The sequence below is a fragment of the Streptomyces sp. C genome, assembly GCF_000158895.1.
GTDB classification, from domain to species: Bacteria; Actinomycetota; Actinomycetes; order Streptomycetales; family Streptomycetaceae; genus Streptomyces; species Streptomyces racemochromogenes.
On sequence record NZ_GG657752.1, the window covers coordinates 224543 to 239749 of the forward strand.

The following is a 15207-nucleotide window of genomic DNA, read 5'->3' on the forward strand; positions in this document are numbered from 1 at the left end:
GAAGCCGGCATGGCGGCCTCCGAGGACATCGACGAACTCCTGCGCCGCCGCGGAGTGATCGGCATCGCCCCGGGCACCGCCATCGCGACCCTCCAGCAGGCCCTCGACCTCGACGAGACCTGCGTCGGCGTCGCCGACGTCGACTGGGCGCTGTTCGCCCCCACCTACACGGCCATGCGCCACAGCGCACTGATCAGCGAACTGCCCGACGTACGAGCCGCGTTGGCCGACGACGAGCCGGGCGCCGGGCAGGGGGCGGCCGCCGAGGCCGCCGCCCTCCGGCAGCGGCTCGCCGCCGCCGCGCCCGCCGAACAGCAGCACCTCCTCGTCGAACTGGTCCGCGGACACGCCGCCGCGGTCCTCGGCCACCGCACCGCCGACGGGGTCCAGGAGGCACGGCCCTTCAAGGACCTGGGCTTCGACTCGCTCAGCGCCGTCGAACTGCGCAACCGCCTCGCGGCCGACACCGGCCTGAAGCTGTCCGCCACCCTCCTGTTCGACCACCCCACCCCCGCCGCGCTCGCCCAGCACCTGCGCGAACACCTGCAGGACGGCGACGTCGAGACGGACCAGTCCGTCCTCGCCGACCTCGACCGCATCGACGCGGCCCTCAACCCGGCTCACCCCGGACGACGGGGCGCGCCACCGCATCGCCGGCCGGCTCCAGGTGCTGCTCACCAAATGGGGCGGCACCCACCCGGAGAAGGCCGAAGAAGCCGACGCCCACGACGAACTGGCGTCCGCCTCGGCCGAAGAGATCTTCGCGTTCATCCACGAAGAGCTCGGCAAGTCGTAGCCCGTGCCGGAACGTCATCCAAGGAGCTCCCGCCAGATGGACAACGAACAGAAGCTGCTCGATCACCTCAGGTGGGTGACCGCCGAGCTGAAGCAGACCCGGCAGCGGCTGCGCGAGGTCGAGGCGGACGAGCCCGAGCCCATCGCCGTCGTCGGCATGGCCTGCCGCTATCCGGGCGGCGTCCGCTCGCCCGAGGACCTGTGGCGGCTCGTCCGCGACGGCCGCGACGCCGTCTCCGGCTTCCCCGTCAACCGCGGCTGGGACCTCGACTCCCTCTACGACCCCGACCCCGACCACCTCGGCACCACGTACGTCCGCGAAGGCGGCTTCGTCCACGACGCGGGCGACTTCGACGCCGACTTCTTCGGCATCTCCCCGCGTGAGGCCCTCGCCATGGACCCCCAGCAGCGGCTGCTGCTGGAGACCGCCTGGGAGGCCTTCGAGCGGGCGTCCGTCGACCCGACGGCGGTCGCCGGCAGCCGGACCGGCGTCTACGTCGGCACCACGTACACCGGTTACGGCAGCGACCGGGAAGGGGCCGCCGAGAACGTCGAAGGCCACCTGATGACCGGCATCGCCACCGCCGTGTCCTCCGGACGCCTGTCGTACGCCTTCGGGCTGGAGGGCCCGGCCGTCTCCGTCGACACCATGTGCTCCTCCTCCCTCGTCGCCATCCACCTGGCCGTGCAGTCCCTGCGCCAGGGCGAGTGCGCGCTCGCCCTCGCGGGCGGCGCGCAGATCATGTCGACCCCCGAGGTGTACGTCGAGTTCAGCCGCCAGCGCGGACTCTCCCCCGACGGCCGCTGCAAGCCGTTCGCGGCCGCCGCCGACGGCACCGGCTGGTCGGAGGGCGTCGGCGTCCTGCTGCTGGAGAAGCTGTCGGACGCCCGCCGCGCCGGCCACCGCGTCCTCGCCGTCATCCGCGGCTCCGCCGTCAACCAGGACGGCGCTTCCAACGGCCTGACCGCCCCCAACGGCCCCTCCCAGCAGCGGGTCATCGAGGAGGCCCTCGCCAACGCCCGGCTCTCGCCCCACGAGGTCGACCTCGTCGAGGCGCACGGCACCGGCACCACCCTCGGCGACCCCATCGAGGCCCAGGCCCTCCTCGCCACCTACGGCCGCAGCCGCCCCGAGGGCCGCCCCCTGCACCTGGGCTCCATCAAGTCCAACATCGGCCACTCGGCGGCCGCGGCCGGTGTCGCGGGCGTCATCAAGGCCGTGATGTCCGTACGCGAAGGGGTGCTGCCCCGCAGCCTGCACATCGACGGGCCCACGCCCGAGGTCGACTGGTCCTCCGGCGCCGTCGAACTCCTCACCGAGGAGCGGCCCTGGCCCGCCGCGGAGGGCCCCCGCACCGCGGCCGTCTCCTCCTTCGGCGCCAGCGGCACCAACGCCCACGTCATCGTCCAGCACGCCGGCCAGGACGCGGACGCCGAACCCGCCCCCCGCGCATCCGAGCCGAACCGGCCGGTGCTCCCCGCCGCCACCCTGCCCTGGGTGCTCTCCGGCCGTACCGCCGAGGGCCTGCGCGGCCAGGCGGCCCGGCTGCGCGCCTTCGCCGACGAAGCGGGCACCGGTGTCTCCGAGGCGGCCATCGGCCTCGCCCTGGCCACGACCCGGGCCGGGCTGGAGTGGCGCGGCGTCGTCCCGGCGGGCTCGCGGACCGGCCTGGACGCGCTGGCCGCCGGCCTCCCGGCGGCGGACGTCGTGGACGGAGCCGTGGTGACGGGCGCCGACCGGCCGGTGTTCGTCTTCCCCGGGCAGGGTTCGCAGTGGGCCGGGATGGCGGTGGAGCTGTACGACTCCTCGCCGGTGTTCGCGGCGCGGCTGGACGCGTGCGCCGGGGCGCTGGCCCCGCACACGGACTGGTCGCTGCTGGACGTGCTCCGGCAGGAGGACGGCGCCCCCGGCTTCGACCGGGTGGACGTGGTCCAGCCCGCCCTGTGGGCGGTGATGGTGTCCCTCGCGGAGCTGTGGCGGGCCGCCGGTGTCGTCCCGGCGGCCGTCATCGGGCACTCCCAGGGCGAGATCGCGGCCGCCGCCGTCTCGGGCGCCCTGTCCCTGGAGGACGCCGCGAAGGTGTCCGCGCTGCGGGCCCGTGCCATCGTGGCGCTGGCCGGCAAGGGCGGCATGGTGTCGGTGGCGGACGTCGCCGACGCGGTGGCGGAACGTATTTCCACCTGGGGCAACCGGCTCGCGCTGGCTTCGGTGAACGGTCCGCAGTCGACGGTGGTTTCGGGTGATCCGGAGGCGCTGGACGAGCTGATGGCGGCCTGCGAGGCCGACGGTGTCCGCGCCCGCCGCATCAACGTGGACTACGCCTCGCACGGCCCGCAGGTGGAGTCGATCCGCGACGAGGTGATCGGCCTGCTCGCCGGGATCGAGCCGCGTACGGCCGAGGTGCCGTTCTTCTCCACCGTGACGGGGGAGTGGGCCGACGGCTCCGAGCTGGACGCCGAGTACTGGTACACCAACCTCCGCCAGACGGTCCGGTTCCAGGACGCCGTCAGCGCCCTGCTGGAGCGCGGCCACGGCCTGTTCGTCGAGGCCAGTGCCCACCCGGTACTGACCATCGGCGTCCAGGAGACCATCGAGGCCGCCGGCACCTCCGCCGTCACCCAGGGCACCCTGCGCCGCGACGAAGGCGGCGCCCAGCGCTTCCTGGCCTCCCTCGCCGAGGCCTGGACCCACGGCGCCCCCGTCGACTGGCAGTCCGTCTGCGACACGCCGGACGCACCCGCCGACCTGCCCACGTACGCCTTCCAGCGCCGCACCTACTGGCTCGAAGGCACCCCGGCGGCCGACCGCACGCCCGTCGTGGACGAGGCCGAGGCCGGCTTCTGGAACTCCGTGGAGAGCGCCGACGTCACCGCCCTCGCCGACACCCTCGCGCTCCAGGACACCGGGCCGCTCCGGGAGCTGCTGCCCGCCCTGTCCGCCTGGCGCCGCGACCGCCGCGAGGCGAGCGCGCTCGACGCCCGCCGCTACCGCATCACCTGGAAGCACCTGCCCGACGCCGCACCGGCCCGACTCCACGGCGACTGGCTGCTGCTGGCCCCCGAAGGCGCCCCCGAAGGCACCTCCGCCGGGCCCTTCGCGGAGCTGCTCACCGCCCACGGCGCCCGCGCCCACCTCCTCGCCCTCGACCCCGCCCGGGCCGACCGCGACGCGTGGGCCGGGGCCCTGCGCACCGCGCAGGACGGCCACGAGCCGTTCGCCGGAATCCTCTCCCTGCTCTCCACCGACGAGGACGCCGGGCTCCTCGGCACCCTCGTCGCCACCCAGGCACTCGACGACGCCGGCATCGAGGCCCCCCTGTGGGCCCTCACCCGCGGGGCCGTCGCCGCCGGCCCCGAGAACGCCCCGCGCAGCGCCGTACAGGCACAGGTCTGGGGCCTCGGCCTCGTCGCCGCACTGGAACGGCCGCGCGGCTGGGGCGGCCTCGTCGACCTCCCCGCCGACCTCGACGAGGCCGCCGCGGCCCGCCTCGCCGGAGCCCTCGCGGGCCGCGACGGCGAGGACCAGATCGCGATCCGCACCGCCGGCACCTACGTACGCCGGCTCGTCCGGGCCGCCCTGCCCGACGGCGCGCCCGCCCGTGACTGGCAGCCGTCCGGCACGACCCTGCTCACCGGCGCCGCGGGCCCCCTGGGAGCCGAGGCGGCCCGCCGCCTCGCCGCCGCGGGCGCCGGCCACCTCCTGCTCACGGCGGCCCCCGCGGAACTCACCCCCGCCCTCGAAGCCCTCGCCGGCGAACTCGCCGCCGACGGCACCGAGGTCACCCTGGAGGAGTGGGACGGCGCCGACCCGGCGGCGCTCGCCGCGCTGACCGCCCGTGCCGAGCAGGCGGGACGGCCGGTCCGCACCGTCGTCCACGCCGCCGCGCACGTCGAACTCACCCCCCTCGCCGCCACCACCGCCCGCCACCTGGAGGAGGCGCTCGCCGCGAAGGTCACCTCCGCCCGGGCCCTCGACGAGGTGTTCGGCACCGACGGCCCCGCCCTGGACGCGTTCGTCCTGTTCTCCTCCGTCACCTCCTACTGGGGCGGCGGCGAGCACGCCGCGTTCGCCGCGGCCAACGCCCACCTGGACGCCCTCGCCCAGCAGCGCCGCGCCCGCGGCCTGCCCGCCACCGCCGTCGGCTGGGGCGTATGGGACCTGTTCGACGCCGAAGCCCACCCCGACGAGGCGCGCGAACTCCACGAGCGCTCCGCACAGCGCGGCCTGCCGCTCCTGGACCCCGAGGCGGCCCTGAACGCCCTGCGGCGGATCCTCGGCCACGACGAGACGGCCGTCGCCGTCGCCGACGTCGACTGGGACCGCTTCCTGCCCCTGTTCACCTCCGCCCGCACGGGACGCCTCACCGAGGACGTCCCGCAGGCCCGCCGGATCCTCGCGCAGGCCGGCCGCGGCGGCGACGAGGAAGCCGGGGACACCGGAGCGGCCGACGCACTGCGCCACAAGCTCGCCGAACTGTCCGGCGAGGAACAGGACCGCGTCCTCACCGACCTGGTGTGCGGCCACGCCGCCGCCGTCCTCGGCCACGCATCGTCCGGCGCGGTCGACGCCGCCCGCGCCTTCAAGGACCTCGGCTTCGACTCGCTGACGGCCGTCGGCCTGCGCAACGGGCTGAACGCCGCCACCGGCCTCACCCTGCCCGCCACGATGGTCTTCGACTACCCCACCCCCGGCGCGCTCGCCGGCTACCTCCGCGGCCTGCTCCTGGACGGTGGCGCCGCCCGGCGCGAAGAGGCGACCACGGACTCCGTGCACGGCGACCTCGACCGCATCGAGTCCGACCTGCTGTCGCTGGCACCCGGCCAGGAGGAGGGCAGGAACCTCACCCGCCGCCTGGAGGCACTGCTCTCCCGCTGGAAGGACGCGCAGGCCGCCGCGGACGGCGGATCCGTCAGCGGAAAGCTCGACGCCGCGTCCGACGAAGAAATATTCGCATTCATCCGCAAGGAATTCGGCCGCCCGGAGTAAGGGCGTCCTCCGGCCAGTCGGTCACCCGGATTCCCCCACGAATTCCAGCTCTATCCGAGAGGTTCAAAGAGGTCCCCATGGCGACGAACGAAGAGACGCTCCGCGATTACCTCAAGTGGGTCACCGCCGATCTGCACGAGACGAAGCAGCGGCTGCGCGAGGTCGAGGACGCCGGGCACGAGCCGATCGCGATCGTCGGCATGGCCTGCCGCTTCCCCGGCGGCGTCGCGTCGCCGGAGGACCTGTGGCGTCTGGTGTCGGACGGTGACGACGCCATCGGCCCCTTCCCCGAGGACCGCGGCTGGGACCTCGACGCGATCTACGACCCGGACCCCGAACGCTCCGGCCGCACCTACGTGAAGGAAGGCGGATTCCTCTACGAGGCCGGCGCGTTCGACCCGGGCGTGTTCGGCATATCGCCGCGCGAGGCCCTCGCGATGGACCCGCAGCAGCGCCTCGTCATGGAAGCCGCCTGGGAGGCGTTCGAACGGGCCGGTATCGACCCGCACTCCGTGAAGGGAAGCCGCACCGGCACCTTCGTCGGCTGCTACAACCTCGACTACTGCTGGTCCCTGCCCTCCATCCCCGAGGGCTACGAGGGCCACCTGACCACCGGCAGCGCGGCGAGCGTCGTCTCCGGCCGCGTCGCCTACACCTTCGGCCTGGAGGGCCCGGCCGTCTCCGTCGACACCGCCTGCTCCTCGGGACTCGTCGCCCTCCACATGGCCGCGCAGGCGCTGCGCGCCGACGAGTGCTCCATGGCCCTCGTCGGCGGCGTCACCGTCATGTCCACCCCGCTGGAGTTCATCGGCTACAGCGAGCAGCGCGGCATGGCCGCCGACGGCCGCTGCAAGGCCTTCTCCGCGGGCGCCGACGGCATGGCCCTCGCCGAGGGCGCCGGCATCCTGCTCGTCGAACGGCTCTCCGACGCCGTGCGCAACGGCCATGAGGTCCTGGCCGTCGTACGGGGTTCGGCGACCAACCAGGACGGCGCCTCCAACGGCATGACCGCCCCGAACGGCCCCTCCCAGCAGCGCGTCATCAAGCAGGCCCTCGCCAACGCCCGGCTGACCTCCCACGACGTCGACGTCGTCGAGGCGCACGGCACCGGCACCGCCCTCGGCGACCCGATCGAGGCCGGGGCGCTGCTGGCCACCTACGGCCAGCGGCCCGCGGACGCCGCACCGCTGCGGCTGGGCTCCGTGAAGTCCAACATCGGCCACACCCAGGCCGCTTCGGGCATCGCCGGCGTCATCAAGATGGTCATGGCGATGCGCAACGGCGTCCTCCCCAAGACCCTCCACGTCAGCGAGCCGTCCCCGCACATCGACTGGTCCTCCGGCGCGGTGGAACTGCTCACCGAGCCCGCGGACTGGACCGTCGAGGGCCGCCCGCGCCGCGCCGCCGTCTCCTCGTTCGGCATCAGCGGCACCAACGCCCACGTCATCCTGGAGCAGCACCTCGCCCAGGACGGGGCCGAGGACGCCGCCGAGGCCCCCGCCCCCGAGGCGCCCGCCGCGACCGTCGTCACCGGCGGCCCGATCCCGTGGACGCTGTCCGGCAAGACCACCGGGGCCCTGTACGGGCAGGCGGCCCGGCTGCGCGCCCACGCGGAGTCCGGCACCACCGTCGAACCGGCCGCGGTGGCCGGGGCCCTGACCACGACGCGGGCCGCGCTGGAACGGCGCGGCGTCGTCCTGGCCGCCGACCGCGACGGCTTCCTGACCGGCCTGGACGCCCTGGCCGCCGGGCTCCCGGCGACCGGCGTCGTGGACGGCGCCGTCGTCAAGGGCGCCGACCGGCCGGTGTTCGTCTTCCCCGGCCAGGGATCGCAGTGGGCCGGGATGGCGGTGGAGCTGTACGACTCCTCGCCGGTGTTCGCGGCGCGGCTGGACGCGTGCGCCGGGGCGCTGGCCCCGCACACGGACTGGTCGCTGCTGGAGGTGCTGCGCCAGGAGGACGGGGCGCCCGGCTTCGACCGGGTGGACGTGGTCCAGCCGGCGCTGTGGGCCGTGATGGTCTCGCTGGCCGAGCTGTGGCGCGCGGCCGGTGTCGTTCCGGCGGCGGTCGTCGGGCACTCCCAAGGTGAGATCGCGGCCGCCGCAGTCTCCGGAGCCCTGTCCCTGGAGGACGCGGCGAAGGTGTCGGCGCTGCGCGCCAAGGCACTGCTCGCGCTGGCGGGCAAGGGCGGCATGGTGTCGGTCGCGGCAGCGGCCGACACCGTGGCGGAACGCATCTCGGCCTGGGGCGACCGCCTCGCCCTCGCCTCCGTCAACGGCCCCCAGTCGACGGTCGTCTCCGGAGACCCCCAGGCGCTGGACGAGCTGATGGCGGCCTGCGAGGCCGACGGCGTCCGGGCCCGCCGGATCAACGTGGACTACGCCTCGCACGGGCCGCAGGTGGAGTCGATCCGGGAGGAGGTCATCGGCCTGCTCGCCGGCATCGAGCCGCGCACCGCCGAGGTGCCGTTCTTCTCCACCGTCACCGGGGAGTGGGCCGACGGCTCCGAGCTGGACGCCGAGTACTGGTACACCAACCTCCGCCGCACCGTCCGCTTCCAGGACGCCGTCAGCGCCCTGCTGGAGCGCGGCCACGGCCTGTTCGTCGAGGCCAGCGCCCACCCGGTACTGACCATCGGCGTCCAGGAGACCATCGAGGCCGCCGGCTCCCCGGCCGTCACCCTCGGCACCCTGCGCCGCGACGAGGGCGGGCCGCAGCGCTTCCTGGCCTCCCTCGCCCAGGCCTGGACCCACGGCGCCCCCGTCGACTGGCAGTCCGTCCACGGCGGCCGGGACGCCGGACACGTGGACCTGCCCACGTACGCCTTCCAGCGCGAGCACTACTGGCTGGAGGTCGCCGACACCGGATCCGGGGACGTGTCCGCCGCCGGTCTCGGCGCCGCCGACCACCCGCTGCTCGGCGCGACCGTCCGCCTCGCCGACGGGGACCAGGCCGTCCTCACCGGGCGCCTCTCGCTGCGCACCCACCCCTGGCTCGCCGACCACGCCGTGAACGGCACCGTCATCCTCCCCGGCACCGCGTTCGTCGAACTCGTCGTCCGCGCCGGGGACGAGGTCGGCTGCGACACCCTCGACGAACTGACCCTGGAAGCCCCGCTCGTCCTGCCCCCCGAGGGCGCGGCCCGCCTCCAGCTCGTCGTCGGCGGCCCCGAGTCCGACGGCCGCAGGCCCGTGTCCCTGCACTCCCTCCCCGAGGACGCCCCCGAGGGCACCCCGTGGACCCGCCACGCCACCGGCCTGCTGCTCGCCGCCCGCCGCGAGCCGGGCTTCGACCTCGCCGCCTGGCCCCCGCCCGGCGCCGAGCCCGTCGACCTCGACGGCTTCTACGAGGCCCTCTCCGGCTCCGGCTACCAGTACGGGCCCGCCTTCCGGGGCCTGACCGCCGTGTGGAGGCAGAGCGGCGGCGAGGAGATCTACGCCGAGGTCGCCCTCGCCCACGAGCAGCACGACGACGCCGCCCGGTTCGGCCTCCACCCCGCCCTCCTCGACGCCGCCCTGCACGCCGGCCTGGTGCAGGCCGCCCGCGGCGAAGCCGAAGGCGTACGCCTGCCGTTCTCCTGGAACGGCGTCACCCTGCACGCGGTCGGCGCGACCGCGCTGCGCGTGCGGATCTCCCCCGCCGGGGAGGACGGCGTCGGCCTGGAGATCGCCGACGCCACGGGCCGCCCCGTCGCCACCGTCGGCGCCCTGGTGTCCCGGGCCGTCACCGCCGCGTCCCTGGACGCCGGGCCGGCGGGCGACGACTCCCTGTTCCGGCTGGACTGGACGGCCGTGGACACGGACGGCCTCCCGCAGGACGCCGCACCGCACGACTGGTGCCTGCTCGGCGAGGACCGCCTCGGCGTCGAGGCCGCCTTCCAGCGGCTCGGCGCGTTCCCCCAGCTCTTCGACGACGCGGCCACCCTCGGCGACGCCGTCGCCGCCGGACTGCCCGCCCCCGGGGTCGTCGTGCTGCCCGTCGGCGGCACCCCGCAGGACGCGCTCGCCGACGCGGTCCGCGAGGAGACCGCCCGGATCCTCACGGTCCTCCAGGACTGGCTCGCCGACGAGCGGCTGGAGGGCGTCCGCCTCGCCGTCGTCACCCGCGGCGCCGTCTCCGTACGGCCCGGCGAGGACGTCACCGACCTGGTGCACGCACCGCTGTGGGGCCTGGTCCGCTCCGCGCAGGCCGAGAACCCCGGCCGGCTGCTGCTCGTCGACCTCGACGCGGCCGAGGACGCCCCCGCCGCGCTCCCGGCGGCCGTGGCCGCCGCGCACCGGGCCGGCGAACCGCAGGCCGCCGTACGCGGCACGGCGGTGCTCGCGCCGCGCCTGGTCCGCGGAACCGCCCCCGGCGGCAGCCTGACGCCCCCGCGGAACGCCGACGGCTGGCAGCTCGCCTCCTCCGGCGGCACCCTCGACCACCTGGCCCTCGTCCCGGCCGGCACCCGGCCGCTCACCGAGGGCGAGATCCGCGTCGCGGTCCGCGCCGCCGGCCTGAACTTCCGCGACGTGATGATCGCGCTCGGCATGTACCCGGGCGACGCGACCATGGGCAACGAGGGCGCCGGCACCGTCACCGAGGTGGGCCCCGGCGTCACCGGACTCGCCGTCGGCGACCGGGTGATGGGCCCGTTCCCCGGCGCCTTCGGCCCGCACACGGTCGCCGACCGGCGCGTCGTCACCCGGATCCCCGACGGCTGGACCTTCGAGGAGGCCGCCTCCGCACCGACGGCCTTCCTCACCGCCTACTACGCGCTCGTCGACCTGGCCGGCCTGAAGGCCGGCGAACGGATCCTGGTCCACGCCGCCGCGGGCGGCGTCGGATCGGCCGCCGTCCGGATCGCCCGCCACCTGGGCGCCGAGGTCTTCGCCACCGCCAGTGAGGGCAAGTGGGACGCGCTGCGCGCGGCCGGACTCGACGACGCCCACATCGCCTCCTCCCGCGACGCCTCCTTCGAGGAGCGCTTCTGCGCCGCCACCGGCGGCGAAGGCGTCGACGTCGTCCTGAACTCCCTCGCCGGCCCACTCACCGACGCCTCGCTGCGGCTGCTGCCGCGCGGCGGCCGCTTCGTCGAGATGGGCAAGACCGACGTCCGCGACCCGCAGGACGTCGGACGGGACCACCCCGGGACCGCCTACCGGGCCTTCGACCTCGCCGAGGCCGGACCCGACCGGATCGCGGAGATGCTCGCCGAGCTGGGCCGGCTCTTCGACGCGGGCGTGCTCCAGCCGCTGCCCGTCCGCGCCTGGGACATCCGGCGGGCGCCCGAGGCGTTCCGCTTCATGAGCCAGGCCAAGCACACCGGCAAGATCGTGCTCACCGTCCCGCAGGGCTGGGACCCGGCCGGCACCGTCCTCATCACCGGCGGCACCGGCACCCTCGGCGGGCTCGTCGCCAAGCACCTGGTCACCACGCACGGCGTACGGCACCTGCTGCTCGCCGGCCGACGCGGCCCCGACGCCCCCGGCGCGGCCGAACTCGTCGCCCAGATCGCCGAATTGGGCGGCACGGCCGAGGTCGTGGCCTGCGACGCCGCCGACCGCGACGCACTCACCGCCCTCCTCGCCGCGATCCCGGCCGACCGGCCGCTGCGCGGCGTCGTCCACACCGCCGGAGTCCTCGACGACGGCGTCATCGCCTCCCTCGACGCCGGCCGGCTCGCCGCCGTCCTGCGCCCCAAGGCCGACGCCGCCGCGCTCCTCCACGAGCTCACCCGCGACCTGGACCTCACCGCCTTCGTCCTGTTCTCCTCCGCCGCCGGCGTCATCGGCGGCCCCGCCCAGGGCAACTACGCCGCCGCCAACGCCTTCCTCGACGCCCTCGCCCAGCACCGCTGCGCCCAGGGCCTGCCCGCCACCTCCCTCGCCTGGGGCCTGTGGGACGAGGCCAGCGGCATGACCGGCCACCTCTCCGAGGAGGACGTGGCCCGCATGGCACGCTCCGGCATGGTCGCCTTCTCCCCGGCCGAGGGCCTCGCCCTCCTCGACGCCGGCACGGCCGACGGCACACCCCTGCTGGTCCCCGTACGCCTCGACCAGGCCGCGCTGCGCACCATGGCCGCCGGCCACACCCTGCCCGCACTCGCCCGCGGCCTGGTCCGCGTGTCCGCCCGCCGCACCGTGGAGAGCGCCGACGGCGCCGGCGGCTCGGCCCTCGCCCGCCGCCTGACCGCCCTCAGCCCCGACGACCAGCTGCGCACCCTGCTCGACCTGGTCCGCACCCACGCGGCCGCCGTCCTCGGACACTCCACCGCCGACGCCGTCGGCGCCGAAAAGGCCTTCAAGGAGCTCGGCTTCGACTCGCTGACCGCCGTCGAACTGCGCAACCGGCTCGGCGGGGCCACCGGACTGCGGCTGCCCGCCACCATCGTCTTCGACCACCCCACCCCCTCCTCCCTCGCCCGTCAGCTGCGCACCGCGCTCATCGGCGACACCGGGACCGAGCCCCGGGGCGCGGAAGACGCCCCGCTCACCGCCCCGGCCGCCGACGGCGACCCCGTCGTGATCGTGGGCATGGCCTGCCGCTTCCCCGACGGCGTGGACTCGCCCGAGGCACTGTGGCGGCTCGTCGACGCCGAGGGCGACGCCATCGGCGCCTTCCCCGCCGACCGGGGCTGGGACCTGGACGCCATCTACGACCCGGAGCCCGGTACGCCCGGCCGCACGTACGTCAAGGAGGGCGGCTTCCTGCACGACGCGGGCCGCTTCGACGCCGAACTCTTCGGCATCTCCCCGCGCGAGGCCCTCGCCATGGACCCGCAGCAGCGGCTCGTCCTGGAAGGCGCCTGGCAGGTCTTCGAACGGGCCGGCGTCGACCCCGCCACCCTCAAGGGCACCCGCACCGGCGTCTTCGTCGGCGCCGTCCCCTCCGGGTACGCCACCGAACTGCGCGAGATCCCCGAAGGCGTCGAGGGCTACTTCGGCACCGGCCTCTCCAACAGCGTCATCTCCGGCCGCGTCGCCTACACCTTCGGCCTCGAAGGCCCCGCCGTCACCGTCGACACCGCCTGCTCCTCCTCCCTGGTCGCCCTCCACCTGGCCGCCCAGTCCCTGCGGCAGGGCGAGTGCTCGATGGCGCTGGCCGGCGGCGTCGCCGTCATGTCGACCCCCGCCGAGTTCGTCGAGTTCGGACGCCAGCGGGCCCTCGCCGCCGACGGCCGCGCCAAGGCCTTCGCGGCCGCGGCCGACGGCACCGCCTTCTCCGAGGGCCTCGGCGTCCTCCTCCTGGAGAAGCTCTCCGACGCACGCCGCAACGGCCACCGCGTCCTCGCCGTCGTCCGCGGCTCCGCCACCAACCAGGACGGCGCCTCCAACGGCCTGACCGCCCCCAGCGGCCCCGCCCAGCAGCGCGTCATCCGCCAGGCCCTGGCCTCCGCCAAGCTCTCCGCCCAGGACGTCGACGCCGTCGAGGCCCACGGCACGGGCACCAGGCTGGGCGACCCCATCGAGGCGCACGCCCTGCTCGCCACCTACGGCCAGGGCCGCGAGGAGGACCGGCCGCTGTGGCTCGGCTCCCTCAAGTCCAACATCGGCCACACCCAGGCCGTCTCCGGCATCGCCGGCGTCATCAAGTCCGTGATGGCCCTGCGCCACGGAGTCCTCGCCAGGACCCTGCACGTCGACGAGCCCTCCCCGCACGTCGAATGGTCCACCGGGGCCGTCGAACTGCTCACCGAGCGGCGCGCCTGGCCCGAGACCGGCCACCCGCGCCGGGTCGGCGTCTCCTCCTTCGGCCTCAGCGGCACCAACGCGCACGTGATCCTGGAACAGGCCCCGCAGACCGCCTCCCCGGACCACGACCGGGCCCCCGAGGACACCGCACGCCCGGCGGTCGCCGGGGTCCTCGCCGCCACCGTCCCCTGGACCCTGACCGGCAAGAACCCCGGGGCCCTCCAGGCACAGGCGCGACGGCTGCACGACCACCTCGCCGCCGACGTGGACCTGTCCCTCTCCGACGTCGCCCTGTCCCTGGCCACCACCCGGGCACGCCTGGACCACCGGGCCGCCGTCGTCCTCGGCAGCCGCGAGGAAGCCCTCGCCGGACTCGCCGCCCTCGCGGACGGCGCGCCCGCCGGACGCACCGTCACCGGCACCGCCGACACCGAGGGCAAGACCGTGTTCGTCTTCCCCGGTCAGGGCTCCCAGTGGGTCGGCATGGGTGTCGAACTGCTCGATTCCTCGCCGGTGTTCGCGGCGCGGTTCGCGGAGGTCGCGGCGGCGGTGGAGGCGCATGTCGACTGGTCGGTGGAGGAGGTGCTGCGCGGTGACGGCGAGGGCCTGACCCGGATCGAGGTGCTCCAGCCGGTCCTGTTCGCGGTGATGGTGTCCCTGGCCGAGCTGTGGCGTGCGGCGGGTGTGGTGCCCGACGCGGTCGTCGGGCATTCGCAGGGTGAGATCGCGGCGGCGGCCGTGTCGGGCGCGCTGTCGCTGGAGGACGCGGCCCGGGTGGTCGTGCTCCGCTCGCAGCTGTTCGCCGACGAGCTGGTCGGCAACGGCGCTGTCGCCTCGGTGTCGCTCGGCGCCGACGCGGTCCGGGAGCGGCTCGCCCCGTACGGGGACGCCCTGTCCATCGCGGGGATCAACGGTCCGGGGACGGTCACCGTCGCCGGTGAGGTCGCCCCGCTGGAGGAGCTCGTCGCCGCGCTGGAGGCCGAAGGAGTCCGCGCGAAGATCATCCCCTCGACGGTGGCCTCCCACTGCGCCCAGGTCGACCGCCTCAAGGACCGGGTGATCGAACTCCTCTCCTTCGTCCGGCCGCGCGCCGGCTCCGTCCCGCTCTACTCCACCGTCACCGGAGAGGTCCTCGACGGCTCCGAACTCACCGCCGCCTACTGGTACGAGAACTGCCGGCAGCCGGTGTCGTTCGAGCCCGTCGTACGCTCCCTGCTCGCCTCCGGGCACCGCGTGTTCGTCGAGTCCAGCGCCCACCCCGTCCTCGTGTACGGGGTCATGGAGACCGCCGACGACGCCGGATCCGATGCCCTCGCCCTGGGCACCCTGCGCCGCGAGGAGGGCGGCCTGGCCCGCTTCTACACCTCCCTCGGCACCGCCTGGACCCGCGGCGTCGACGTCGACTGGACCACCGTCCTCGCCGGACGCGGCGCCCGCACCGTCGAACTCCCCACGTACGCCTTCCAGCAGCAGCGCTACTGGCTGGCCTCCGGCCCCGCCGAGGCCGCCCTCCCGCAGGGCCCGGCCGAGGAGACCGAAGGCGCGTTCTGGACGGCCGTCGAAGCCGGAGACCTCGACTCCCTCGCCCAGACCGTCGGCCTCGACGGCGACCGCCCGCTGCGCGAGCTGCTGCCCGAACTCGCCACCTGGCGGCGCGGCCGCCGCGAGCGCTCCACCGTCGACTCCTGGCGCTACGACGTCGACTGGACCCTGCTGCCCGAGGACGGCGGCGACCGGCTCACCGGACGCTGG

At 75.4% G+C, this 15207-nt stretch carries 4 protein-coding genes; 3 read left to right on the forward strand and 1 reads right to left on the reverse strand.

What is annotated here, in order from left to right:
* The coding region (locus SSNG_RS44610; protein WP_241695354.1) for a hypothetical protein at positions 1-678 on the reverse strand (678 nt) is incomplete at its 3' end.
* On the opposite strand from SSNG_RS44610, the gene SSNG_RS45130 reads away from it, so the two are divergent.
* The 3 genes from SSNG_RS45130 to SSNG_RS37115 form a co-directional block, all read left to right on the forward strand.
* The gene (locus SSNG_RS45130; protein WP_277752189.1) at positions 668-796 is read left to right on the forward strand and encodes a hypothetical protein; all 129 of its coding nucleotides are present in this window, start codon (positions 668-670) and stop codon (positions 794-796) included. The genes SSNG_RS44610 and SSNG_RS45130 overlap by 11 nt on opposite strands.
* A gap of 36 nt (positions 797-832) precedes the next feature.
* Positions 833-5782, forward strand: coding sequence for a type I polyketide synthase (locus SSNG_RS37110; RefSeq protein WP_042804882.1), 4950 nt, complete (start codon positions 833-835; stop codon positions 5780-5782).
* A gap of 77 nt (positions 5783-5859) precedes the next feature.
* On the forward strand, positions 5860-15207 hold a 9348-nt coding region (locus tag SSNG_RS37115), incomplete at its 3' end, for a type I polyketide synthase (protein WP_007269139.1).